We start from the raw sequence: 25148 nt of genomic DNA on the forward strand, positions 1-25148 counted from the left end.
GGCGTCACAGGACACTAGCGCAAAATCACGTAGACCTTTCTGACGTCCGTGAGGTTTTCCCAGGTGCCCTCGAACCCGGCGGCCACCACGAAGGTACTGCCGGCCTCGAAGGTGCTGCTGTTGCCGGCGCTGTCGGTCAGTCGCACTTGGCCTTCGAGCAGATGGCACAGCTCGTCGTAATCGCAGTGGCACCGCTCCTTGTGCGGGCCGGCCTCCCAGACCCCGGCCGTGAGCTGCTTGTCGTCGTTGCTGAAATGCCGCCAGGTGATGCTCTGGTAAGGTTTCTCGACGATCTGCGGATCGCTGACTTCCTGGATCAGCGCTCTGGTTGGTTGCGTGGCAAAGTCAGTGACGAACGCAGGTTGCTGGCGATGCATGGGAGGCTCCTTGTTAACGCAGTTCGCTAGTTTATTCAGGAGTCAAAACCGACCCCGAAGACATCCAGGGTTTTCAGGAACAGGTTGCGTTGGCCGCTACGGTCTTCATGGGCCAGGCCGCGTTGCGCCAGGCGCACGCCAATGAAGCGCAAGGGTTCGGGCGGAAAGCGCACCGGGGCGCGGTTGAGCATGTCCAGGCGAGTGCGGTGGCTGTCCTGGCCGTCCAGCAGGTCCAGCATCGTCGCGCCGGCAAAGCGGCTGGCAGCGATGCCCTGGCCAGTGAAACCCATGGCGTAGGCCACGCGGCGGTCATGGGTGGTGCCGGTGAACATCGTCGTGCGCGCGGACGAGTCGATGACGCCGCCCCAGGCGTGGCTGAAGCTCACGTCGGCCAAGGCCGGGAAGGTCTGCTGAAACTGCTCGGCCAGGCGCACAAAGGTTTCCGGGCGCTGGGTCAGGCCTTCGTCCAGCTTGCTGGCAAAGGGATAGATGGCGTCGAAGCCGCCCCACAGGATGCGGTTGTCGGCGGTTTTGCGCAGGTAGTGGAACTGGTTGCCGGAGTCGGCAATGCCGTGGCGCCGCTCCCAGCCAATGAACTGTAACTGCGCCTGGGACAACGGCTCGGTGGTCAGGGCGTAGTCGTAGATCGGAATGACCGTGGTGCGCAATGCGGGCAACAGCGATGGGAATACGTTGGTGGCCAGCGCGACCCGGGGGGCCTGGACGCTGCCGTAGCCGGTCTGCAGGAGTACGCCATTGCCGAGGGCTTGCAGGCGGGTGACCGGCGAGTGTTCGAACAGTTCCACGCCGTGCTCGATGCAGGCCCGGCGCAATTCGCGAACCATCTTCACCGGGTTGAGCAGCGCGTAATTGGGCTCATACAAACCGGCGCTGTAGAGTGGTGAGTCCAGATAAGCCTTGAGTGCCGGACCTTCCAGCCAGGTGCAGTCGATGCCATGGTGCCGGTACTTCTGCTCAAGTGCGCGCAAGCCCTCGACTTGCCATGGGGTGGTGGCTACGTTGAGTTTGCCGGGGCGTTCGAAATCGACCTCCAGGCCTAGCCGCAGGATGTCCTGCGCCAGTTCATCGAGATTGTCGCGGCCCAGGCGAATCAGGGTCTCGGCTTCCCTGGGCCAGCGCTTCAGAGCGTTGGACACGCCATGGGAAATGCTCGGTGCGCAGAACCCGCCACTTCTGCCGCTGGCCGAGGTGCCACAGGTGCGGCCCTCCAACAGGACAATACGCCCGGTGGGCATCCGTTGCCGGGCCAACAGCGCGGTCCACAGGCCGGTGAACCCCCCGCCGACGATCACCAGGTCCGCGTGGATGTCGCCGGTCTGCCGTTCGCACGCCTGGGCCGGCGTGTCGGTATCCAGCCAATACGGCCTGGGGATCGTGTGCTTGAGGCTGTGCAGGGCGGATGGGCGCATGACGGACTCTTTTTCGTGGTTAGGACGAGGGGGTAGGCAACGCCAGGATCGCCCGCGCGGCGAGCTCGGTGCCGCGGGTCGCCTGCATGGCCGCGCCGATCGCGGCAAGGCGCTGCTGCATCGAGGTGTCGTTGAGCAGCTGCGCGAGGGTGGCGGGCAGGGCGGCCAGCGGATCGGCGAAACGCGGCAGGTAGCGACCGATGCCGACCTCTTCGCCGCGCACCGCGTTGTCGTGGCCGTCCCAGCAGTAGGGAATGATCACCGAGGGCAAGCCAAAGAACAGGGCTTCGCAGAAGCTGTTGTTGCCGCCGTGGTGAATGAACAACTGGCACTCCTTGAGCACCGCCGGCTGTGGGAACCAGCTGTCCAGGTAGATGTTGTCCGGGACCTCGGTGTAGGTCTCGCGGTAGGCGCCGACGTTGATCAGGAAGCGATAGGGCAAGGTTTCCAGGGTGGCGATCAGGCGCTTGATCATCCGGGTATCGGCCGCGCCCAGGCTGCCGAAGCTGACGTAGATTAGCGGCGAGTCGTTGTGCCGCGGGAAATCGGGCACGATGTACGGCGCTTCGCGGCGCACACAACCGTCGAGGTACAGGTAGCGTTGCGGATCCAGCGGTTGCTCGCGCTCGTAGCGTACCGGGGTCGGCGACAGCAACAGGTTGAGCCAAGGTGAGTCCATCAGGAACTGGCCCGGTGGGCAGGTCGCGGTGTCGTGGCTGGCGAGAAAGCGCGAGAAGCGCTCATGGGCCGGGGCGACGGCTTTGTGGTAGTGCTCGACAAAGACCTGACGCGCCACGCTGTCGCGCTGGCTGCAACCAGACAGGTAGGGGGGCACGGCGTTGTCCGGCAACTCGGTTTCGGCACAGGAGACCATGCGCACCCAGGGGCAACCGGCATTGGCGATCGCCGGGAACATCACCACGTTGTCCAGCACGATCGCGTCCGGCTTGAGCCGGGCCAGCAACTGTTGCAGGGGTTTCTCGGCCTCGATGGCCGTGTCGATGATGGCTTCCCAGGCCGGCGCCACGTAGCTGTCGATCTGGGCCAGCGGGGTCTGGTCGAAGTAGGGGATGTTGCGCTCGATGAAGCGCTCCCAGTAATGCTGATGTTCGGCCGCCGACAGTGGGTTGGCCTCGGGAATCGGGTACTCGGCAAAACCGTACTCGGCGAAGATCCCCTGGAAATGCCCGTGACAGATAAACACCGGCCGGGCACCCAGCTCACGCAACGCCTGAGCGATACCGATGCAGTTCAGGGCCGCGCCAAAACTGGCTTCGGGGAACAGGGCGATCAGTTTTTCTTTGCGCATGGCATGGGACCGTCTGCAGCGGGTTGCCCCCGCTTTTCTTGAAGGTGTTTTTGATGCTGTCTTATTTCATGAAAAAAAGCACCACAATTTTTTCGGGGTCAAACGCGCCCGAAAGGATGGCGATGGGGGATACCACGGTTGGCGGTTTGTGGGCGTTGCGCCGCGGACAGCCGTAGGTGCAGGCGCATCAGGTCGGCGGCGATCTCCATCTGCCCCCGTTCGATCTGGGCAATGATGTGCAGGTGTTCACGCAGGGCTTCGTGCAGGCGGTGCACGCTGACACTCGGCAGCAGGTTGGGCAGGCGGCGCAGGCTTTGGTGCTGGAGCAGGGCGTCGCTGACGAAACGGTTGCCGCAACTCTGGCCGATCAGTTCGTGAAAGCTGATGTCCAGTTCGCGGAACTGCTGGAGGTCGAAGTCCTCGACCGGTGTCGCCAGCAGGGTTTCCATGCCCGCGCGCAGCAGCGTCAGGCGTTGCGGGTCGGCATTGAAGTGGGGGCTGAGCAGGGCTTCGGGCTCCAGGATCAGGCGAAATTTCAGGCTTTCGTCCAGGGCCGCGAGGCTGTTGAGTGAAGGGCGGAACAGCCAGGACTGGCCGGGGCCGCGCTCGATGGCCTGGCTTTCGCTCAGTTGGGCCAGGGCTTTCTGGGCCGCGGGGCGGCCGATGCCGTAGCGGCGCATCAGTTCACTGATGCTGATGCTGTCACCCAGGCGCCCGGCCATGCGGTCGCGCAGTACCGAGGTGGCCAGTTCTTCTTCGGCGGCCTGGGGCAGGGCGCTGTTGAAGGGCTGGCCGGCGGGCGGGGCAACCAGGCGATAGCCCTTGCCCGCTTCATGGCTGAGCAGGTTTTCTTCGTGCAGGACTTTCAATGCCCCGCGCACCAGAGTGCGCGAGACCTGGAAGGTGCGGGCCAGGGCTTGCTCGGAAACCGGGTCGCCAGGCACCACTCCTGTCTCCTGAGTGTGCTCGAGAATGCGCCGGGCCAGTTCCAGGTGATTGGTGCGAGGTTTCTTTTCGATTGTCGTGCTCAAGGGGGTCTTCTCTGGTCGGTCACTGCGTATTCATGTACGGATCTTATGTCATGGGCAGCCTGTCAGTCAGGCGCGAGAAAATCATTGACATCCTGCTATGCTGGTCCTAATTTTTAAAAAAATACACAGCAAGCCGTTTCTTATTTTTTGCCGCACTGCCTTCGAACACAACAATAACAGTCGTTAGGTGAGCATTATGAGAAAGCTGAAGCACCTTGTTTGCGCAGGACTGGCCGTTTCCGTTGCAATCGCCTCATCAGCCGCCAGTGCCAAGGATATGGTCATCTCCATCTGGGACGGCTACATGGCCCCCGATGCGCTGGACAAGTTCAAAGTGGCCAGCGGTGTCACGGTCGACAAGGCCTTGCACGCCACCAACGAAGAGATCATGGGCAAGCTCATGGCCAATGGTGGGGAGGGCTACGATGTGGTCTTCGTGTCCTCGCCCTTTGCCGAAGTCCTGCACAAGCAGGGGCTGCTGGCGGATATCGATCCGGTCAAAGTCCCCAACCTGAAAAACCTTTACCCCGAAGCCACTGACCTGGAATACGACCCGGGCAACCAGTTCTCGGTGCCTTATACCTGGGGCACCACCGGAATCTGCTACCGCTCCGACAAGGTCAACCCTGCGCCCAGCAGCTGGAATGACCTGCTCAACCCCAGCGATGCCCTCAAGGGCAAGGTGACCCTGCTCGCCACCGACCGTTGGATGCTCGGCGCCGGGTTCCTGGCCAAAGGCTGGTCGGTCAATGACAACGACACCCAGCATATCGGCGCGGTACGTGACCAACTGATCGCCACCAAGAAGCGCATCCTCGCCTTCGACGACACCACCTTCTACTCCAAGCTCGCCTCCGGCGAGTCGCTGATGGCCCATGCGTGGGACGGCTGGTGCAACTACGGCACCCAGGCCAATGCAGCGATCCGGTTCGTGGTGCCCAAGGAAGGTTCCGACCTGTGGGTGGACACCATGGTGGTGCTCAAGGGCTCGAAGCATCAGGACGAAGCCTTCAAGTTCATCAACTTCATGCTGGACAAGGGCAACCACGCCTGGGTCGCCGAAAACATTCTCTACAAAGTACCGAACCAGGCCGCCATGGCCGGGTTGTCCGCCGACCTGCTCAAGCAGTACCCGAACCTGAGCATCGCCCCGGCCGAACTGCTGAAGATGGAGCAGTTACGCGACCTCGGTGGCACCACGCAGAAGGCCTATACCCGGGCCGTCACCGAAATCATGGCGGCGCAGAACTAGCCCGCGGATTCTGACCGGGGCATGTCGCTGCATGCCTCGCCATTCTTGGCCACCTTGCTGCGTGCGGGGTCGGAGGATACGGGTAATGAGTGCATTGCATGCCGACAGGCGTCTGTCGGCCTGGCTGCTGACGCCTGGACTGGGCTGGCTGCTGGTTTTCCTGGTGGTGCCGTGCCTGTTGGTACTGGTCTACAGCTTCGTGGAGCGCGGTGCCTATGGCGGCATCGACTGGGTGTTCAGTTGGGAAAACTACCAGCGCGCGCTCGATCCGCTGTACCTGGGGATCGTCCTCAAGTCGGCGAAGATCGCCGGGCTGGCGACCCTGTTCGCAGTGCTGATCGGCTACCCGGCGGCGTATGCGATAGCCCGGGCGCCACGGCGTCGGCAGGCGGTGTTCCTGTTCCTGGTGATGCTGCCGTTCTGGAGCAACTACCTGATCCGCACCTATGCCTGGATCGTGCTGCTCAACCGCGAAGGCCTGGTCAATCGCCTGCTGCAGTTGCTCGGCTACAGCGGTGACCCGATCAATCTGCTGTACACCGAGGCTTCGGTGGTCCTGGGGCTGGTCTACAACTACATCCCCTTTGTGATCCTGGCGATATTTTCCTCGCTGTCACGGATCAACAGCGAACTCTGGGATGCCTCCAGGGACCTCGGCGCCTCGGGCTGGATGACGTTCCGCCGGATCATCCTGCCGCTGAGCGTGCCGGGTATCGCGGCGGGCGCGGTGTTTGTCTTCGTGTTGAGCATCGGCAATTTCATCACCGCTGACCTGTTGGGCGGCAAGCAGGTGCAGATGGTCGGCAACCTGATTTACTCGCAGTTCCTCACGGCGCGGGACTGGCCGTTCGGTGCCGCGCTGAGCTTTTTCCTGATCGCCATCATGCTGATCCTGTTGTTTATCCAGGCGCTGGTCGCCCGGCGTGCCGAAGGAGGTCGCCCATGAGCCAGCCACGAACGGTCGGCGGGTCGTTCCTCAGCGCGCACCTGGGCGTGGTCTATGCCTTTCTCTATGTACCGATCCTGGTGTTGATCCTGCTGTCGTTCAACAAGTCCGGACTGCCGACCGCCTGGGGGGGCGTGTCCTTCAAATGGTACGTGTCGCTGGCCAACAACACGGCGATCCTATCGGCGGCGCTCAACACCCTGATCGTGGCGCTGTCGGCGACCTTGATTGCCTGCGTGCTCGGCACGTTGCTGGCCTTGGGGGTCGAGTTGCGGCGCAAGGGCAATGACAAGGGCCAGGTGGTCGACACCCTGCTGATGGCACCGATGATCATCCCCGACATCGTGCTGGCCATCGCTTTGCTGAGTTTCTTCAACCTGCTCAAGGTCGGCCTGGGCCTGCACTCGATCATCGTCAGCCATGCGGTGTTCAACATTGCCTTTGTCTGCGCCGTGGTGCGGACCCGGCTCAAGCATTTCGACTATTCGATCCTCGAAGCCTCCATCGACCTGGGCGCGGGCTGGTTCACCACCTTTCGCCGAGTCCTGCTGCCGGTGATTTTCCCCGGTGTGCTGGCGGGCGGATTGCTGGCGTTCACCCTGTCGGTGGATGAATTCATCATCGCCTTTTTCAACTCCGGGTCCGGCCAGGCCTCGACCACGTTGCCGATGCAGATCTACGCCATGATCCGCTTCGGCGTCACCCCCGAAATCAATGCCCTGGCGACGCTGGTGATGCTGGTCAGTATCACTGCGCTGCTGGCCTCCCAGCGTCTGAACAAGGCTCCGCGCACCCATGAATAGCTCATCTGCGGTACTGATCCTGGACAAGGTCAGCAAGTCCTACGGCAATGGCCTGGCAGTCAACGAGGTGTCGTTGAACATCCGCGAGAACGAGTTCTTCGCGCTGCTCGGGCCTTCAGGCTGCGGCAAGACCACGTTGCTGCGCATGCTCGCCGGATTCGAGATTCCCAGCGCCGGCTGCATCTACCTCGATGGCCTGGACATCTCGCCGCTGCCGCCCAACAAGCGGCCGTTGAACCTGATGTTCCAGTCCTATGCGCTGTTTCCCAACATGACCGTGCGCAAGAACATTGCCTATGGCCTGGAGATGGAGCGCCTGCCGGAGGCGCAAATACGCCAGCGGGTCAATGAGGTGCTGAGCACCGCACAGCTTACTGAACTGGCCGATCGCAAGCCCGATCAACTGTCCGGCGGGCAGCGCCAGCGGGTGGCCCTGGCCCGTGCGCTGGTCAAGCGCCCGCGGGTCCTGTTGCTCGACGAACCCTTGGGGGCGCTGGATAAAAAGCTGCGGGAAAAAATGCAGCTGGAACTCAAGCGCCTGCAACACGAGAGCGGCATCACCTTCATCGTGGTCACCCATGATCAGGAAGAGGCCCTGGTGATGTCCGACCGCATGGCGGTGCTCGACGGCGGCAAGGTCTGCCAGTGCGGCAGCCCCAGCGAGCTCTACGAAAACCCCAACAGCCGTTTCGTGGCCAACTTCATTGGCGTCAGCAACCTGTTCGAAGGTCTGCGCGGTGCCGAGCAGCGGGTGATGGTCAACGGCCACGAACTGAAGGTCGAGCCCCAGCCCGGCGCGGTGCGTGGCGAAGCGGTGGCGGTGGTGGTGCGGCCTGAGCGCCTGCAAGTACTGGGGGGGCAGGGGGGTGAGTGCGACAACCAGGTCCAGGGGCAGATCGTCGAAGTCGCCTATCACGGGCTGGATACCAACCTGCACGTCAAGACCGCGCTCAGCGACAAGCCGCTGATTGTCCGCGTGCCGTCCTCACAATTCGAGTTTGCCCACTTCTCCAGCGGTATGGACATCCGGCTGGGCTGGCAGGCCCGGCACGCCCGCGTACTGACGCACTGAACAATAACAAGACCAGGCAGGAGTAGCTCTCGATGAAACAGAAAGTGATCGCCTTCTTTCCGGAGGCCGCCTACGGCCCGGCCCTGAACTCCGTCGGTATAGCGCAGGCGTGCGAAGCCCTGGGGCACAAGGCGGTGTTCCTGACCGACCCTGGCATGAGCGGGGTGTATGCCGGTTATGGGTTCGAGGAATACCCGGTGAACATGTCGGCGCCGATGCCCGCCGAGGACATGGCCCGTTACTGGGTCGACTTCATCAACGGTCACATTCCGAATTTTCGCAAGACGCCCCTGGAGCAGATCGACAACTACGTGAAGGAGTGCTGGGCCGCCATCGTCGAAACCGCCAAGTGGGCGCAAAAGGACCTGCCGGCGGTGCTGGACCGGGTCAAGCCGGACCTGATCTGCGTCGACAATGTGATTCTGTTCCCGGCGATCAAGCAATACGGCAAGCCGTGGGTGCGGATCATCTCCTGCTCGGAGAACGAGATCGACGACCCGGACATCCCGCCGCACCTGTCGGGCATGAGCGTCGACGACAAGGCCGGTCATGCCCGATTTCGCCAGCGCTTCGACGCGGTGGTCGGGCCGATTCACCAGGACTTCAACCAGTTCCTCAAGGACCATGGCGAGGCACCGTATCCGCTGGGGATGTTCTTTGAAGCGTCGCCCTACATGAACCTGTTGCTGTACCCGGACGCGGTCAAGTTCGAGCGCCGGCATCCACTGCCAGCAGAGCAATTTCACTACTTGCAGGGATGCGTGCGCAGCGACACCGCGTACCAGATCCCGGCGTTCCGCGCCCACCCTGACAAACCCCTGATCTACGCCAGTTTCGGCAGCCTGGGCTCGGGTGACGTCGAGCTGCTCAAACGCCTGATCAGTGCACTCGGCGAGCTGCCCTATCGGGCCCTGGTCAATGTCGGCGAGCACCTGGACGAATACCACGACCTGCCAGACAACGTGCAGATCGCCAACTGGTTCCCCCAGCCCTCGGTGATCGCCCAGGTCGACGTGGTGATTCACCACGGCGGCAACAACAGCTTCACCGAGTGCCTGTACTTCGGCAAACCGGCGATTGTCATGTCCTACGTCTGGGACGGCCACGACAACGCCATGCGCGCCGAAGAAAGCGGCCACGGCTTCAAGCTCGACCGCTATGACTGGGACCCGGCGCAACTGGCCGGGAAACTGGCCGCCTGCCTCAGCGACCCGGCGATGCGCCAGCGCCTGCAGCGCACCAGCGCCCAGATGCAAGCGCGCAAGGGCCCGGAAGACGCGGCGAAGATTCTCGACAAGGTATTGAACGATGAGTGATGCGAACACCACGGCGGGGTTCACGCCGTACCTCGAAGACGTGAGCCGCCGCACCGACCTGGTGGACTGGGGCGTGCAGAGCGACGCCCTGGAAGGGGTTTCCCGTTCCAGCGGGCGCCTGCTGTTCAAAGGCCCGGACAACCGCCCGGAAACCGGCCTGTGGGTATGCACGCCGGGCCGCTGGCGGCTGTCGATTCCGCGCGACGAGCTGTGCCATTTCCTGGTCGGGCGTGCCACCTACCGCAACGACGACGGCGAAGTGATCGAGGTCTACCCCAACACCCTGGTGCTGTTCCCGGCCGGCTGGACGGGCGAATGCGACGTCCGGGAAACCCTGCGCAACGTTTATATGCTTGTTTGAGCGGCAAGTTTTTAGCGGCAAGCGGCAAGCTGAATCGTACTGACCTTGAGCTCGCGGCTTAGCGCTTGCACCCTTTTTTCCTCAGGAGAACGCAATGACTACACCAACCCCGTTCCTGTATGACCCGTTGAAGATCACCGAGGTAAAGGACTGGGGCGTGATCCCCACCATGCTTGAGGGCGAGTCCCGCGTGTCCGGCGTGGTGCTGCACAAGGGCCCCGAAGGCCAGTCCGAATGCGGCCTGTGGATCTGCACGCCGGGCACATGGTTTTGCCATGTCACGAGCGACGAGTTCTGTCATTTCATGGAAGGCCGCTGCACCTATGTCCACGAATCGGGCGAAGTCATCGAGATCAAGCCCGACACCATTGCCTTTTTCCGCAAGGACTGGAAAGGCGTGTGCACCGTCCACGAGACCGTGAAAAAGGTCTACATGATCAGGTGAGCGACATGAGCGATGCCCTTGCACTGCCGCGGGTCCACGACGTCGAGCGCGACCAGGCCCGGGCGCAATTCCTGGCCCGGGCCGGGTTCGCCAATGCGCCGTTGCAAGCATTGCCGGCGGATGCGTCCCGACGCCGGTATTTCCGGCTGATGGGGGCTGGCCTGTTGTTGATGGACTCGCCCCCGGACAGCGAGCCGGTAGGGCCCTATGTGCAAGTGGCGCGTTATCTGCGCCAGTCGGGGCTGTCCGCGCCGACGCTGGTGCAGGTCGACGAGGAGGCCGGCCTGGCACTGATCGAAGACTTTGGCCAGGACACTTACACCTGCTTGCTGGCGGCCGGGCACCAGGACGAGCCCTTGTATCGGCTGGCGGTCGATGCGCTGCTGGCCTTGCACCGGGCTCAGGCGGTCAGTGGCGATCAACTGGCACCTTACGATGCCGCCCGCTTGAGTGACGAGTACGGGCTGTTCATCGACTGGTATGCGCCCCTGCTGATCGGCCAGGCGGCGGCCCAGGCCCTGCGTGAACCCTATATGCAGCTGTTCGCCCACGCCTTGCAGGACGTCGCCCTGCGCCGAGAAACCCTGGTGCTGCGCGATTTTCATGTCGACAACCTGATGCTGCTCAACGGCCGCAGCGGTGTCGCCGCCTGCGGTTTGCTGGATTTCCAGGATGCCCTGTCGGGCTCATGCGCCTATGACCTGATGTCATTGCTCGAAGACGCCCGGCGTGATGTACCCGAAGCCTTGCGCGTGGCGCTGCTCAGTCACTACCTGGTCAGTCGCGCCGACATCGATGCCATGCGCTTTCTGAGTGACTACCGCCTGCTGGCCGCACAACGCCACGCCAAGGTGCTGGGGATTTTTGTGCGCCTGGCCGTGCGCGACGGCAAACCCCATTACCTGGCCCATTTGCCGCGCGTCCTGGGTTTGTTTGCCCGGGCGCTGGAAAGCGAAGCGTTGCAGCCGCTGCGCAGGTTGCTTGATCAACGGATGCCGGGCTGGCGCGCAGGACTGCTCGAGCGTCTTGCCTGACGTTCTCCCTATTGATTGGTTCAAGGATTGCCCATGAGCACGTTTCAAACCGAGACCCCGTTGTGCTTCATCACCCCCGACTTCCTCACGCCGCTGAGCCAGCGCCTGCGCGAGATTCTCGACCCGGCGACCTTGCAGCCCGTCGGGCAGATCGCCCTGTGCGACGAGGCCGATGTGCAGGCCGCTGTCGAGGCCGCGAATGCGGCGCAACAGGCGTGGCGCAAGGTCGATGCGAAAAGCCGCGCCGCTCGCTTGCACCAACTGGCCAACACCCTCGAGCAGTCCACCGCGCGCAACCGTGAAGTGGCGCGCCTGATGACCCTGGAAATGGGCAAGCCGTTTCCCGAGGCCATGGGCGAGCTGGCCAACTGTGCGCCGATCTTTCGCTATTACGCGGAAATGGCCCGGGATGACGCCGGCAAGGTCGCCGGCACCACCCAGATTGGCTCGTTCCAGCATGTGCGCTACGAACCGTTGGGCGTCAGCGTGCACATCATGCCGTTCAACTTCCCGATCCTGTTGATGTGCTGGACCGTCGCCGCCTCCCTGGCGGCGGGTAACGCCTGCATCGTCAAGCCGGCGGAAACCACGACCTTGTGTACCTTGAAGTTCATGGAGCACTTCAGCGGATTGCTGCCGGGGTTGGTGTCCTGCGTGCCGGGGGATGCGCATACCGCGCAATGCCTGGTGCAGTCGGCGGGGACCCACGGCGTGGCGTTCACCGGCAGCGTCGCGGCGGGCAAGGCGGTGGCCGTGGCCTGTGCCGAGCGCATGAAGCCTTGTGTGATCGAGGCCGGCGGCAGTGACCCGATGATCATCTCCCGGCATGCACCGCTGGAAGTGGCCGCCGTCGGGGCAGTGACGGCCGCCTTCCACCTCAGCGGTCAGATTTGCACCTCCGCAGAGCGCTTTTTTGTGGTCGACGAGATCCATGACGCCTTTGTCGCCCGCTTTGCCGAGCGCACCCGGGCCCTGCGCATCGGTCATGGCCTGGAGCGCTCGGAGATCGGGCCGATGGTCAGCGAGGCGGCGCGGGACAAGGTCATGCGCCTGGTCAACGATGCGCAGGCCAAGGGCGCGACCCTGGTGTGTGGCGGGCGGATTCCGGCGGATCAGCCGGTGGGCTGGTTCTATGAACCGACCATCCTGACCGGCGTTACGGCCGACATGGCAATCTTCCACGAGGAATGCTTCGGGCCGGTGGCGGCGATCTGCCGGGTCAGCGACTTTGACCAGGCGGTGCGGCTGGCCAACGACTCCCCCTTTGGCTTGGGCGCCTCCTTGTTCTCCACGGACCTGGCCGAAGCCATGGAGGCCGCCGAGCGCCTGGAGGCCGGCATGGTCTGGGTCAACAACCCGCTGATCGACAACGACGCACTGCCGTTCGGGGGCTGGAAAATGTCGGGGCTGGGGCGCGAACTGGGGCGCCAGGGGCTGGACGCGTTTCGCCGTTCGAAGATGGTGATCATCGATCACCAGCCCCAGGTACAGGACTGGTGGTACCCGTACGCGGATGACGTGTTTTACCGCTGAAGGATGATGCCTGCCCCCGACGATAGCGCCGGGGGCAGGTGGGCAGTGCCGGTGTTGTCAGCCGAGCATTTCCCGCAGGCGATACCACATCATGCCCAGAGTCAGGAGCGGTGTGCGCAAGGCCCGTCCGCCCGGGAAGGTGAGGTGGGGCACCGCGCTGAACACATCCATGCCCTGGCTGTGTCCGGCGTGGATGGCCTCGCCCAGCAGGCGTGCGGTCCAGTGGGTGACGTTCAGGCCATGCCCCGAATAGCCCTGGGCGTAGTACACGTTCGGGTGCTGGGGCAGTCGTCCGACCTGGGGGAAGCGGTTGGCGGAAATACCGATCCGGCCGCCCCATTGATAGTCGATGCGCACCTTGGCCAGTTGCGGGAACACCTTGAGCATTTGTGGACGCATGTACGCGGCAATGTCCGCCGGATCGCGCCCTGTGTAATGGCAGGCGCCACCGAACAGCAGGCGTCGATCGGCGGACAATCGGTAGTAGTCCAGGCCGACTTTCTGGTCGCACAGCGCCATGTTCTGCGGGATCAGCTCGGCGGCAGCCTGTTCCGACAACGGCTCGGTGGCGATGATGTAGCTGCCGGCGGGCAGCACTTTTCCACTGAGCTTGGGCTCGAGTTCCTCAAGGTGGGCATTGCAGCCCAGCACCACACGGCCGGCGCGCACCGATCCGCTGGCGCAGCGCAGGGTCACGGTACTGCCGTGGATAATCTCCAGCACCGGGCTGTGCTCGAAAATCCGCACCCCCAGGGACTCGGCCACCCGCGCTTCGCCCAGCACCAGATTGAGCGGGTGCAGGTGACCCGAGCCCATGTCCACCAAGCCCCCCGCGTAAACCCCGGAGTTCACCACCTGGCGTATATCCTGGGGGCTGATCAGGCGGGTTTCATGGGCGTAGCCCTGGGCATTGAGGGTCTGCTGCTCTTGCGCGAATGCGGCGAATTGCGCCGGGGTATTGGCCAACTCGCAGAAGCCCCAGCGCAGGTCGCAATCGATCGCGTGTTGGCGAACGCGCTCGGCAACCACCTGGACCGACTCGATGCCCGCGCGCTCCAGATACCGCACGCCGTCCTCGCCGACGTAGCGGGTAAACCCGGACAGGTCATGGCCGATGCCGCGGATCAACTGGCCACCGTTGCGTCCGCTGGCCCCCCAGCCGATCCGCCGGCCTTCCAGCAGGATCACCGACAGCCCGCGTTGGGCAAGCTCAATGGCGGTGTTGACGCCGGTAAAGCCACCGCCGATCACGCACACGTCGGCGTCAAAGTCGGCGGTCAGCGCCGGGCGTTGCAGCATCCCGTGCGCACTGGCCGCGTAGTAGGAGCGGGCGTGTTCCGCCGCCGGATTGATCAACGTTGCCTGATTCATTTATTGGACTTCACTTTGCTCCAGGAACGGGTCATCAGACGCATGATTTCCGGAGACGAGGTGGTCGAGATGTAGAGTTTGTCGAGCACGGCCTGAGGCGGATACACCTCTGGGTTGTTGATCAGTTCCGCGTCCATGAACGGCTTGGCGGCCGGGTTCGGGTTGGCGTAACCGACGGTGGCGCTGACCTTGGCAATCACTTCGGGGGCCAGCAGGTAGTTGATGAACTCGTAGGCCTCTTTCGGGTGGCCGGCATCCGCGGGAACTGCGAGCAGGTCGAACCACAGGTTGCTGCCTTCCTTGGGAATCGAGTAGGCGATGTTCACGCCATTGTTGGCTTCCTTGGCGCGGTTCGCCGCCTGGAATACGTCCCCGGAATAGCCGAAGGCGATGCAGATATCGCCGTTGGCCAGGTCCGACACGTATTTGGAGGAGTGGAAGTAGGTGATGTAGGGGCGAATGGTCAGCAGCTTGGCTTCGGCCTTTTTGTAGTCTTCGGCTTTTTCGCTGCGTGGGTCCATGCCCATGTAGTTGAGGATCGCCGGGTACACTTCATCGGGCGAGTCCATCATCGACACGCCGCACTGGCTGAGTTTCTTCAGGTTCTCGGGTTCGAACATCACGGCCCACGAGTCGATGTGATCGACCCCCAGTACCTGCTTGATCTTGTCGACGTTGTAGCCGATGCCGTTGGTGCCCCACAGGTACGGCACCGAGTGCGCGTTACCCGGGTCGTTCTTCTCCAGCAGTGTCAGCAGCTTGGGGTCGAGGTTTTTCCAGTTGGGCAGCTGTTCGCGGTCCAGTTTGAGGAAGGCCCCGGCCTTGACCTGGCGGGCCAGGAAATGGTTGGAAGGCACCACCACGTCGTAGCCGGTGCGGCCGGCGAGCAGCTTGCCTTCCAGGGTTTCATTGGAGTCGAACACGTCATAGACGACCTTGACACCGGTTTTCGCCTGGAAGTCGGCGAGGGTGGTCTCACCGATATAGTCGGTCCAGTTGTACACGCTGACAGTGGGCTGGGCCTGTGCAACCGCACTGCATAACAGCGCCAGCGCGGCGGGGGCGACGGATTTCAATAGACGCATTGCGACACCTCTTTGAATGATTGTTTTCGGATCGTATCCACGCTTTGCGTGGTAATGCCTCAACGGATGCTCTGCGTCCGCTTCTGGGACGCGAAGCGTCCCGGGCTGCGTTCCCACGCAGGAGCGTGGGAACGATTCGCCTCAGGGATCAAACGCTCAGCAGCAGGAACTCGCGCTCCCAGGAGCTGATCACCCGCTTGAAGTTTTCATGTTCGGCACGCTTGACCGCAACGTAGCCGCGCACAAACTTGCTCCCCAGGTAGCGCTCGATGGCCGGGCAGTCTTCCATGTGTGCCAGCGCATCCTCGATGGTGATCGGCAGGCGCAGGTTGCGGCGCTCGTAGGCCCGGCCTTCGACCGGTGCGCTTGGCTGCAGGCCTTCGATCATGCCCAGGTAACCGCACAGCAGGCTGGCGGCGATGGCCAGGTACGGGTTGGCGTCGGCGCCCGGCAAGCGGTTTTCCACGCGCATGGCGTCGGGGCTCGAGGTCGGCACGCGCAGGCCGACGGTGCGGTTTTCCACGCCCCATTCCACGTTGACCGGCGCCGAGGTGTCCGGCAAAAAGCGACGGAACGAGTTGACGTTGGGCGCGAACATTGGCAACAGCTTGGGGATGTACTTTTGCAGGCCGCCGATGTGGTGCAGGAACAGTTCGCTCATCTCACCGTCGTCATTGGCAAAGATCGGCTTGCCGGTGGCAATGTCCACCACGCTCTGGTGCAGGTGCATGGCGCTGCCCGGTTCATCGCCAATGGGCTTGGCCATGAACGTGGCGGTGACGTTGTGCTTGAGCGCCGCTTCGCGCAGGGTGCGCTTGAACACGGTGATCTGGTCGGCGAGGTCCAGGGCGTCGCCGTGACGGAAGTTGATTTCCATCTGCGCCGGGCCGTCTTCATGGATCAGCGTGTCGAGGTCCAGGCCCTGGAGTTCGCACCAGTCGTAGACATCTTCGAACAGCGGGTCGAATTCGTTGGCCGCGTCGATAGAGAACGACTGCCGACCGCTTTCGGCGCGGCCCGAACGGCCCAGCGGGGCCTTGAGCGGCAAGTCCGGGTCTTCACAGCGTTGCGTCAGGTAGAACTCCATTTCCGGCGCGACAATCGGCTTCCAGCCCTTGTCGGTATACAGCTGCAGCACTTTCTTCAGCACGTTGCGCGGTGACAGTTCGATCGGGTTGCCGAACTTGTCGAAGGTGTCGTGGATCACGATGGCAGTTGGCTCGATCGCCCATGGCACCACGAAGACGGCGTCGGAAACCGGCTTGCAGACCATGTCGATATCCGCCGGGTCAAGCAGGTCGTAGTAGATGTCGTCGTCGACAAAATCCCCGGTTACCGTTTGCAACAGCACACTTTCCGGCAGGCGCATGCCTCGCTCATGCAGGAACTTGTTGGTGGGTGCAATTTTGCCGCGTGCAATGCCGGTCAGGTCGCTGACGACACACTCGACTTCGGTAATCTTGTGATCTTTCAGCCAGGTAAAAAGCTGATCGAAAGGGGCGTTCATAAAGACCTCATTGTTGGTTTTATCAGCGCCAGGGTTGGCATTCCCGAGCGGGAAGGCTTCCCCTGTAGCGCGTTGACGACTATCTTGGGCGACGCTTGCCGTTCCATCTATCCACTTTAAGCAGTCGCAAAGCGCACCAAAAGAGTGCGCACGGATCTCCCCATGACAGCGTCAACGCCCTTGCACGTACAGGCTTTCAACACCGCCGATGTCGCCGACCAGATACGCGCCACACCGGGGTGGGTGCAGCACTATCAGCAGATGTCGCCGGGGCATTTCGCCGGCCTGGTGCGCTACCTGGACCTGCAGGGGGTGGAGATCTACGAGGAATGCATGAACACCCGGGTCGAGCAGAACTTCAGCGCGCCCCCGGGGGCGCTGGCGTTCTGCTTCGACCGCAGCGACAACGCGCTGTATGTGCTCAATGGCGAAAGCCGCAACATCTGGATCACCCCGGAGAACTACCAGGAAGTGGCCGTGGTGTTCGGCCCGGAGTTCGTGCAGCGCCATGGCCTGGGCATCGAACGCCTGGAAGGCTTGTTCATGTCCCCGCTCAACTCCCAGCAGAACGCGCTGTTCAGTCGCTGGCTCAGCGGGACCCTGACCCGGCTCTCGCACACTATCGACCCACCCAGCCGGGAGGCCTTGACCCAGCAGTTGCTGGACGACTGCCTGTTTATCCTCGACAACGCCTGCGTTCGCCTCGACCAAGGGGCATTGCAGCGGCGGGCGGGGGAGCGGGCGATCATGAAGCGGGTCGGCGAGTGGGCCGCCGATACCCCGGAAGAACACCTCAACCTGCTGGAGTTGGCCCAGGTCGCCGGGGTTTCATTGCGCCAGTTGCAGCACGCCTTCAAGACCTACACCGGTATGGCGCCGACCCAATGGCTGCGCCTGCGCCGCCTCAACAGTGCCCGCCGCGAACTGCTCGCGGGCAGCATCAGCCAGACCACCGTGGCCGAAGTGGCGATGCATTGGTCGTTCTGGCACCTGGGGCGGTTTTCCAGCAGCTATCGGGCGTTGTTCCAGGAGTTGCCGAGTGACACCTTGAAGCGCTCATGTGTCACTCAGATGACCGGACGCGTGCGGCGTTAGCCGGTGGTGGTTGTCTGCTCACGCACTCAATACAGAGCCTGCCTACAACCAACAAAGAAACGTCTGATTTATCTTCTCTCGCTCCTTGCCTAGGTTGCTCGCCCCGCAGACAAGGGGGTGTGTGAGACTGATAGCGTTGTTCCAGCGCATTGCGCCAGGGCGTCCGACAGCTGCATGCCTAGCCGTTCGGGCAGTACCGGCTACCGACGATGCATGCGCTTGATCGGGATCAACGAAAAAAGGCGCCAGAGGTTCAGTCTTGGGTCAATACTTGCTATATGCCACTCAGGAGTCAGACCATGGGCCAGTATCAACGCTTGTTATTGATCATCAACCCGACCCTGCGCCAGTCTCCGGCGATCCAGCATGCCGGTGCCCTGGCCATGGCCAGTGGCGCGATCTTGCACATTGTCGCGCTGGTCAAGTCACTGCACATTCTGGCCCTGCTCGAGGAGGGGGATCGGGCCACGGCGCGAGCCGCTTATCTGAAGGACCAGGACGATTGGCTGCATGACCAGGCGCAACGACTGCGCGACACCGGGATCGCGGTGACGGCCGAAACCGCATGGTCCGACGACCTCGAGCGGGACATCCTGGATCACGTCACCGAGTGGCAACCCGACCTGCTGATCAAGCAAGTGCAGCACGAGTCGGTGCTCAAGCGCACGTTCTTCACCCCGATCGATTGGCATTTGTTGCGCCACTGTCCGGTGCCGATCTACCTGGTGGGCGCGCAAGGGCATGCTTTGCCTCGCAAGATCGTGGCAGCGATCGATACCGCCACCGACTCGCCGCAGCGCAACGAGCTCAACGAGCGGATCATTCAGCAGGCTGAACGCCTGGCACTGCAGTGCGATGCCGAACTGCACCTGCTCGCGGCCTCTGACATCAGCGCGGAGTTCCTGGGCGACGCGGGTGGAGGCGGGCTGATGCTGGGAGAGCTGACACTGCAGTTGCGGCGGGATCTGGAGCGGTCGTTTCAACGGAGCGCCGATCACTTCGGCGTGCCCCCGGACCGTCGCCATTTCATCAAGGGCGGTCCGGTCAGGGTGCTGGCCGAGTTCGCCCACCAGCATCAGATCGACGTGATCGTGATGGGCAGGAACCAGTCATCAGGCCTTGAGAAACTGATCGGCAGCACCACCGAACACGTGCTGTATCAGGCATCCTGCAGTGTGCTGGCAGTCTGACGCACAGGCCTGATTTACATCCTGCATCAAGAGCCGCTTCCTCGGCGGAAACCGTGCGCATGCACCGCAAGAATCTCTATCTCAAGCTTGGGATCAACTCGCAGTCGGAGTTGTTCGCACAGTTCATCGAGTGGCTGCGTCAGGACTGAGCGGTCACACGCTCGATTGCTTCGCAAAGTTCGCTGGCGAATCTGACAAGCCATCGGCGCTGAACTAAGCTGCGCTGCATGTCCGGCCATGGGGATGACCCGGATAACGATCATTATGGATGTCGCCCTGGAACCGGTGGCGTAAGGAGCTGGAACATGGGGAGCAGGGCGCTGGCAATGTTGCTCGCGGCGTTGGGGGTGTTCTGGTCGGTGGCGTTGTGGGCGGCTGATGAACCCCAGGCGACGGACCCGACGGCGGAGCTGAAAGTCGCCAACCGCAGCATCATGGTGTTTCGCGCCACCGTGCTGGGTGAGGCACCCCGGGCACGGGTCAACCGAGCGAGGGTGGTGATCAACGAGGCGCTGGCCGAAGGTGAGAACCTGGATGTCAGCCTCGACACGATCCAGAACAGCTACCTGGTGCTGCTGGGCAACAAACGGGCCTTTATCGTCGCGCCCAAGGACGTCGATACACTGCAGTTCGCCTCGGTGCAGCAAGCGGCCGAGAGTGCGGCGCAGAATCTGCGCCAGGTGGTGTCCGAGACCCGGGAAGCCCGCAGCCTGGACATGATACTCAGGGCCTTGATCGCCGTAGGCATTGCCACCGGTATCTATATCGCACTGCTCTGGGGCCTGTTTTACCTGCGTCGCAAGCTGCTCGAACGCTTGCCCGAGTTGATGCAACGGCATACCGCGGCCCTGAAAGTGGGACGCGTGCAGATCATCGACGCCAACTACCTGTACCCCTTGGTCGGTCGGCTGTTCTGGCTGGTGCGCTGGGCGCTGGTGCTGTTGTTCAGCTACGAATGGCTGGGGTTCGTGCTCTCACGCTTTCCCTATACCCGTCCCTGGGGCGAGCGCCTGAACAACTACCTGCTGGACGTGGCCCGCTACCTGTTCGAAGGCATCATCGGCGCGATCCCGGGGCTAGGCGTGGCGCTGGCGATCTTCTTCATCGCCCGGGGCGCGAGCAGTTTGAGCAAGCGGATCTGGCGGCGCATGGCAACGCCAGGAACCTTCAGTTGGCTGAACCACGAAACCCTGCAACCGACCATGCGCCTGACCTCCCTGGCGATCTGGCTGTTCGCCCTGGCGATGGCTTATCCCTACCTGCCAGGCGCCGGCACCGATGCGTTCAAGGGTCTGTCGGTGTTGCTCGGCCTGATGATTTCCCTGGGCGCCAGCAGCGTGATCGGGCAGGCCGCCGCCGGATTGATCCTGACCTATACCCGCACCTTGCGCCCTGGCGAGTTCGTGCGCATCGGCGACCATGAAGGCACCGTGACCGAACTGGGCATGTTCACCACCCGGATCCGCACCGGCCTGGGGGAGGTGCTGACCATCCCCAACTCGATGATCACCAACACCGTGACCAAGAACTACTCACGCACCGTGCAGGGGCCCGGCTACGTGGTCGACACCACCGTGACCATCGGCTACGACACCCCTTGGCGGCAGGTGGAAGCCATGCTGTTGGAAGCCGCCAGGCGCACCAACGGTGTACTGGAGGTTCCCGCGCCCCAGGTGTTCCAGACCGCACTGTCGGATTTCTACCCCGAGTACCGCCTGGTGGCCCAGGCCATCCCCAGCCAGCCTCGTCCGCGCGCCGTGCTGCTGAGCGAACTGCACGCCAACATCCAGGATGTGTTCAACGAGTACGACGTGCAGATCATGTCGCCCCATTACCTGGGCGACCCGTCCGAGGAAAAACGCGTGCCTCGTGACCAGTGGTTCAAGGCGCCGGCGCACACCCCTGACCCGTCTTGAGTGTGTTGATTCAGGGCCACTTTCCCGTCGGCGGAAGGGCCTGGGGGCAGACGTCGCGGTGCGTTTGCGCACGCCCACCGTGTGCAGGGCTTGATAAATAGCCATGGAAAACCACACTTCAGAGGAGGAATCTGGATGAGCGTGGGCGCTTGATTGCGTCAGGAGGTGTTCAAATGACTCATAGCCCCTCAGTTCAAACCATCTTGCGTGACCGTGCCGCCGCCGGCCAGCGCCTGGTGGAACCGCTGCTCAGATACGCACAACAATCCGACGTGATTGTCCTGGCCTTGCCACGGGGCGGGGTGCCGGTCGCCTATGAAATCGCCACGGCCCTCAAGGTCCGGCTGGACCTGATGCTGGTCCGCAAGCTGGGGGTGCCCACCCACCAGGAGTACGCCATGGGCGCGATTGCCAGTGGCGGCATTCAAATCGTCAATCAGGATGCGTTGCGGGCCAACCGTATCGAGCAAGGCACCTTCGATGCGGTGGTCGCCCGGGAAACCCGGGAGCTGCTGCGTCGTGAACAGGCCTACCGGGCGAAGCGTGCGCCACCCGTACTAAAGAATCAGGTGGTGATTCTGGTGGACGACGGCCTGGCGACCGGCGCCTCGATGATGGCCGCGATACAGGCCGTGCGCCGGCACGGGCCAGCGCGCATGGTGGTGGCGGTACCGGTGGCGCCGCTGGACACGCTGGAGGCATTGCGCGACGAAGTGAACGAGCTAGTGTGCCCGATCATTCCCGAGTGGCTGGTGTCGATCGGGTACTGGTACCAGAACTTCGAGCAAACGTCGGATCAGGAGGTGATCGATCTGCTGCAACGTGCCTGGCAACGGGAGGCCGAGAGCGGTGCAGGCCCTGAAGGGCAAGCCAATGCGTGAGGGCCTAGCCTGCCGGCAGGGTGCCGGTCGTGTAGGTGGTGAGTGCTGACGCCTCCTTCAGGGTGTTGGAGGCCAGCTCGCCAAAGGATGCCGCGGGATCGACATAACGCAGGGCCGACTTGACGTCCTTCCAGCCCACATAGTTCATGATCGCCTTGATATCCCAGCCATTGGCGGATGCCCAGGTGGCGAAGCCCCTGCGCAACGAGTGGCTGGTGTAGAACGGCGCGGGGACGCCGGTGCGTTGAAAGACCCGGCGCAGCAAGGGGATCAGGCTGTTGGTGTTGAACCCGTCCTCGGCCAGGTTGCCCCAACGATCGAGTTTGCGAAACACCGGCCCATAAGCCATGCCAGCGGCGGTAATCCAGTTCGAATACGCCTCGACCGGGCAGAGTTTTTTCAGCGCCGGGGTGCGAAAGGTGGTGCCCAGGTGCTGGCGATCGCCTTTGCTGTGGGGCAAGTAAAAGGTGATCCCGGAGCCTGGCTCGACCTGGACATGCTCGACCCTCAGGCGTGACAGCTCATCGCCGCGAAACCCGCGCCAGAACCCGATCAACACCAGCGCGATATCGCGCCGATTGCGTAGCACGGTCGTCAGGTCATGCCGCTCGGCGGCCTGTTGCGCTTCGTGCTCCAGCCAATTGACCGCTTGCTCCAGATGCTGCAGGAGCAGGGGAGGCGCCTGCTTTTCCCGGGCCGGATGCAAGGTCCGGATGCCCTTGATCATTTGCCGCACCGCCGGCGTCTTCGTCGGGTCGGGAAACCCCTGGGTGATATGCCACTGCGCCAGGGCGGCCAGGCGCTGCTTCAGCGTACTGATGGCATGCTGATCGGCGTATTCGGCCAGGTAACGCACGATGCTGTCGCCGGTCGCCGGCAGGAACCCGCCCCAGGTCACTTCGAAGTGCTCCACCGCCGCCCGGTAGCTGCGCCGGGTGTTTTCCCGAGTACCGGCTTGCAGGTAGCGGTCTACCTTGTTCATCTCGAACTCTCCACACGGCAAAGGTGTTTTTTGCCCATGGAAGTAGAACGCAAAATCCGGAAAACATCAAAATTCCATAAAAAATAAAGGCTTGGATCTGATGTGGGTAGCGAAGCCAGGTGCCTTTGGCGGGCTGCGTTGGATTGGCACCGCCTGGTGTACCTCAGGATCACGTCTTTCGTCCTCATTTTTGATCGAACTGGGCGCGTGGATCATCGTGGCATCGACGATAGTGTCCTGAGGGGCAGGCGCGCGAACTGGCCGCATTGGCGTGATTTCATACAGCGCCTCTTCCACCGCTGGGTCGCTCAGGGATAACCCGTACCTGATCCAACTCGGCGAGGAGCCATTCGCGGCGGGTTTGCTTACGCTTTCCGGCATATTCGAAGTCGGAAAGGCTCATCAGACTCATGGGCGACTCGGATCAGGTGTGAGGGTGTATTTCAGTACATCTGAGACTTGTTTGGATATTTCCTTACTTTCACTCTATTTATCGAAAGTATCCAAATTGTTTTTTAATGTGTCGCGGTTGGAATTGTTGCAAATATATACCGAGGTATTGAGAGTGACTTGCGTCGGGCCTATATTTCAATCCGCCGATTGCAGTGATCATTGTTTTTGCGAGAAAAACAAAACAACAATCGCCCCACTCAAACCTAGCCAGGAATTATTCCATGCGAAAATACAAATCTTTATTTGCGGGCCTGCTTCTCGCCGGGTTGCTCAGCCCACTCTCCAGTTATGGGCAGCAGGTGGAGGCCAAGTCCGACATTCGAGCGTTTGCCTCATCTCCTCAATGGCTGACAACAAAAGTTTATATAGAAGGAGCCCCGGAAGTAGACGTCAAGGATAAATATCCGGGCGTGGTTGGAATATCAATGTGGGATCCTGAACGCAATCGTTATGAATTTTTTTATACCGATACAGGACAGTCAAAGTATGACAACGGCGGCGGCGGTTACTTTCTTGTCACCGGCGATAAAAAAACCCATATTCTGGTACCTGATACAGGCTCGGTCAAAACCGTGGTCAGGAGACTGGAAAAACTGAATAACGAAGAGTTCACCTATTCGCGGGAGGTGCCTCGCGACATGGTAGAAACCAACGCCCCTGTTCGAATTTATGTGGTCCATGCGCCCTACACGGGACCTATAAAGACCTCTATGTCCCACTAAATACACGCCAACAAACTTTCATAAGACCATTGTTTCGATACTGCCAGGCACCCGCATCAAATGATGCCGCATTTGAACGACACCCACAAAAAACCAACCATAAAAAGGCAATGCAACATGAGAATAAAATTCAAATCATTGTTGATGTGTACATTTCTGTTGTCCGCAATTTTCTCGGCTGGCGCCAATGCTCAACCCGCAGCGCCCCCGGAGGTAAAGCATGTTGTCGCCACACCAGATAATGCAATCATGCTGACTGTGTTCCTGAAGCACGATCAATCACGCCCATTAGGGGAGCTGAGAGCTCAGATGGCCAAACAGGGGTTTTACAAGGCGTTTCCTCCTGCGGGGGTAGAGGTTGTCAGTTGGAATATAACCATGGGCATCGGACACGTCATCGTTCTACGCTTACCCGCCTCACGCTTGGCAGCGGTAAACCTCGCACTCGAAAACACCGCGTGGGGAAGTTACACGACAGAGTTCTTTCCTACATATGATTACAAAGCAATAGCACAGGCAGAACTAAACAAGGTACGACAAGCCAATCCTGCCCAGTAATTCCAGAACAGGTGCACAGCGTCTGCAGCATGCCGAGGCGCTTGCATCCCTCCTAGGGAGGGTCTGAAGTACTCATGTATTTCTGACTGACTGCAGCGCCTGCTGATTTTGAAAGCACCCAAACGATCCTAGCCCCTCGTTTCTGGCTTTTTGGCCACCGCGAGCACTTCGCAGCAGCCATTTTCCGCATTACTGGCGCACCTCTCCTGCAGTCGTCAGTCAATACCGGCGCGCCATCCACAGGTGCGACAGTGCGTACAACGTCACCAACTGCGCGGAGTTCTTCGCCAAGCCACGAAAACGTACCCTTACATAACCAAACTGGCGCTTGATCACCCGAACGGGTGCTCGATCTCAGGTTCTCCTCGCCATCCAGCAGTTTGTCGACCTGGGTGACGTCCGCGACATTGACCGCCTGACCACCACTTTGCGTCACACACCGTGGCGAGCGCACACGCCCGCAACCCTCTGCGCCCGGG

The 25148-nt window shown here is 61.9% G+C and carries 23 protein-coding genes and 3 pseudogenes; 16 read left to right on the forward strand and 10 right to left on the reverse strand.

From position 1 onward, the window contains the following. Positions 1-14: 14 nt before the first annotated feature. The 4 genes from CKW29_RS00490 to CKW29_RS00505 form a co-directional block, all read right to left on the reverse strand. Positions 15-377: a cupin domain-containing protein gene (locus tag CKW29_RS00490; protein ID WP_095147684.1), complete on the reverse strand. Its 363-nt coding sequence runs from the start codon at positions 375-377 to the stop codon at positions 15-17. 35 nt (positions 378-412) lie between these two features. Further along, on the reverse strand, positions 413-1807 hold the full coding sequence (locus CKW29_RS00495; protein WP_095147685.1) for an FAD-binding oxidoreductase: 1395 nt from the start codon (positions 1805-1807) through the stop codon (positions 413-415). Between the two features lie 19 nt (positions 1808-1826). Further along, positions 1827-3116, reverse strand: coding sequence for a glycosyltransferase (locus CKW29_RS00500; protein WP_095147686.1), 1290 nt, complete (start codon positions 3114-3116; stop codon positions 1827-1829). 98 nt (positions 3117-3214) lie between these two features. Next, on the reverse strand, positions 3215-4147 hold the full coding sequence (locus CKW29_RS00505; RefSeq protein WP_095147687.1) for a GntR family transcriptional regulator: 933 nt from the start codon (positions 4145-4147) through the stop codon (positions 3215-3217). Positions 4148-4343: 196 nt separating this feature from the next. Between CKW29_RS00505 and CKW29_RS00510 the strand changes: the two genes are divergently transcribed. The 9 genes from CKW29_RS00510 (at position 4344) to CKW29_RS00550 (ending at position 12909) form a co-directional block, all read left to right on the forward strand. Beyond that, entirely contained in the window at positions 4344-5399 is a 1056-nt protein-coding gene (locus tag CKW29_RS00510) for a spermidine/putrescine ABC transporter substrate-binding protein (protein WP_095147688.1), read from the forward strand. 85 nt (positions 5400-5484) lie between these two features. Beyond that, a complete protein-coding gene (locus CKW29_RS00515; RefSeq protein WP_095147689.1) occupies positions 5485-6345 on the forward strand; it encodes an ABC transporter permease in 861 nt (286 codons plus the stop codon). Continuing rightward, a complete protein-coding gene (locus tag CKW29_RS00520; RefSeq protein ID WP_095077074.1) occupies positions 6342-7148 on the forward strand; it encodes an ABC transporter permease in 807 nt (268 codons plus the stop codon). Before CKW29_RS00515 ends, CKW29_RS00520 begins: the two co-directional genes overlap by 4 nt. Further along, positions 7141-8220, forward strand: a complete 1080-nt coding sequence (locus tag CKW29_RS00525) for an ABC transporter ATP-binding protein (protein WP_095147690.1) — start codon at positions 7141-7143, stop codon at positions 8218-8220. Before CKW29_RS00520 ends, CKW29_RS00525 begins: the two co-directional genes overlap by 8 nt. 32 nt (positions 8221-8252) lie before the next feature. After that, a complete protein-coding gene (locus tag CKW29_RS00530; protein WP_095147691.1) occupies positions 8253-9536 on the forward strand; it encodes a glycosyltransferase in 1284 nt (427 codons plus the stop codon). Further along, positions 9529-9897 carry a cupin domain-containing protein gene (locus tag CKW29_RS00535; protein WP_095147692.1) on the forward strand — a complete coding sequence of 123 codons (369 nt, stop codon included), beginning with the start codon at positions 9529-9531 and terminating at the stop codon, positions 9895-9897. Before CKW29_RS00530 ends, CKW29_RS00535 begins: the two co-directional genes overlap by 8 nt. Positions 9898-9991: 94 nt before the next feature. After that, on the forward strand, positions 9992-10342 hold the full coding sequence (locus CKW29_RS00540) for a cupin domain-containing protein (RefSeq protein ID WP_095144141.1): 351 nt from the start codon (positions 9992-9994) through the stop codon (positions 10340-10342). Positions 10343-10347: 5 nt separating this feature from the next. Next, positions 10348-11376: an aminoglycoside phosphotransferase family protein gene (locus CKW29_RS00545; protein ID WP_095147693.1), complete on the forward strand. Its 1029-nt coding sequence runs from the start codon at positions 10348-10350 to the stop codon at positions 11374-11376. Between the two features lie 33 nt (positions 11377-11409). Further along, positions 11410-12909: an aldehyde dehydrogenase gene (locus CKW29_RS00550; protein ID WP_095147694.1), complete on the forward strand. Its 1500-nt coding sequence runs from the start codon at positions 11410-11412 to the stop codon at positions 12907-12909. Positions 12910-12966: 57 nt separating this feature from the next. Here the strand turns inward: CKW29_RS00550 and CKW29_RS00555 are convergent, their stop codons facing one another. The 3 genes from CKW29_RS00555 to CKW29_RS00565 form a co-directional block, all read right to left on the reverse strand. Further along, the gene (locus tag CKW29_RS00555; protein WP_095147695.1) at positions 12967-14280 is read right to left on the reverse strand and encodes an FAD-binding oxidoreductase; all 1314 of its coding nucleotides are present in this window, start codon (positions 14278-14280) and stop codon (positions 12967-12969) included. After that, a complete protein-coding gene (locus CKW29_RS00560; protein WP_095144145.1) occupies positions 14277-15365 on the reverse strand; it encodes a polyamine ABC transporter substrate-binding protein in 1089 nt (362 codons plus the stop codon). The genes CKW29_RS00555 and CKW29_RS00560 overlap by 4 nt, the downstream gene beginning before the upstream one ends. 148 nt (positions 15366-15513) lie before the next feature. Next, positions 15514-16872, reverse strand: a complete 1359-nt coding sequence (locus CKW29_RS00565) for a glutamine synthetase family protein (protein ID WP_095144146.1) — start codon at positions 16870-16872, stop codon at positions 15514-15516. 162 nt (positions 16873-17034) lie between these two features. On the opposite strand from CKW29_RS00565, the gene CKW29_RS00570 reads away from it, so the two are divergent. The 5 genes and pseudogenes from CKW29_RS00570 to CKW29_RS00590 all read left to right on the forward strand — a co-directional run bounded on the left by CKW29_RS00570 (position 17035) and on the right by CKW29_RS00590 (position 21954). Then, the gene (locus CKW29_RS00570; RefSeq protein WP_095147696.1) at positions 17035-17967 is read left to right on the forward strand and encodes a helix-turn-helix domain-containing protein; all 933 of its coding nucleotides are present in this window, start codon (positions 17035-17037) and stop codon (positions 17965-17967) included. A gap of 299 nt (positions 17968-18266) precedes the next feature. Next, positions 18267-19157 (forward strand): universal stress protein, encoded by an 891-nt coding sequence (locus CKW29_RS00575; RefSeq protein ID WP_095144148.1) that lies wholly within the window; start codon positions 18267-18269, stop codon positions 19155-19157. A gap of 41 nt (positions 19158-19198) precedes the next feature. After that, a pseudogene (locus CKW29_RS00580) lies at positions 19199-19306 on the forward strand (LuxR C-terminal-related transcriptional regulator); the annotation flags it as partial. 156 nt (positions 19307-19462) lie between these two features. Then, positions 19463-21073, forward strand: a complete 1611-nt coding sequence (locus CKW29_RS00585; protein WP_095144149.1) for a mechanosensitive ion channel family protein — start codon at positions 19463-19465, stop codon at positions 21071-21073. Between the two features lie 173 nt (positions 21074-21246). Beyond that, positions 21247-21954, forward strand: coding sequence for a phosphoribosyltransferase (locus CKW29_RS00590; RefSeq protein WP_095144150.1), 708 nt, complete (start codon positions 21247-21249; stop codon positions 21952-21954). 4 nt (positions 21955-21958) lie between these two features. Here CKW29_RS00590 and CKW29_RS00595 read toward each other — a convergent pair whose 3' ends face one another. Both CKW29_RS00595 and CKW29_RS00600 read right to left on the reverse strand, forming a co-directional pair. Beyond that, the gene (locus tag CKW29_RS00595; protein ID WP_095144151.1) at positions 21959-22936 is read right to left on the reverse strand and encodes a site-specific integrase; all 978 of its coding nucleotides are present in this window, start codon (positions 22934-22936) and stop codon (positions 21959-21961) included. A gap of 153 nt (positions 22937-23089) precedes the next feature. Continuing rightward, a pseudogene (locus CKW29_RS00600) lies at positions 23090-23348 on the reverse strand (IS5/IS1182 family transposase); the annotation flags it as partial. A 262-nt stretch (positions 23349-23610) separates the two neighbouring features. Here CKW29_RS00600 and CKW29_RS00605 point away from each other — a divergent pair. Together CKW29_RS00605 and CKW29_RS00610 are read left to right on the forward strand one after the other, a co-directional pair. Then, complete coding sequence (locus tag CKW29_RS00605; RefSeq protein ID WP_095144152.1) at positions 23611-24111, forward strand: DUF4822 domain-containing protein; 501 nt, start codon at positions 23611-23613, stop codon at positions 24109-24111. A 117-nt stretch (positions 24112-24228) separates the two neighbouring features. Further along, complete coding sequence (locus CKW29_RS00610) at positions 24229-24669, forward strand: hypothetical protein (RefSeq protein WP_095144471.1); 441 nt, start codon at positions 24229-24231, stop codon at positions 24667-24669. A 219-nt stretch (positions 24670-24888) separates the two neighbouring features. Here the strand turns inward: CKW29_RS00610 and CKW29_RS00615 are convergent. After that, positions 24889-25014, reverse strand: a pseudogene (locus CKW29_RS00615) (IS5/IS1182 family transposase); the annotation flags it as partial. Between the last annotated feature and the right edge of the window lie 134 nt (positions 25015-25148).

Origin of the sequence: Pseudomonas sp. Irchel s3a18 (assembly GCF_900187535.1) — a bacterium.
Classification (GTDB): Bacteria; Pseudomonadota; Gammaproteobacteria; order Pseudomonadales; family Pseudomonadaceae; genus Aquipseudomonas.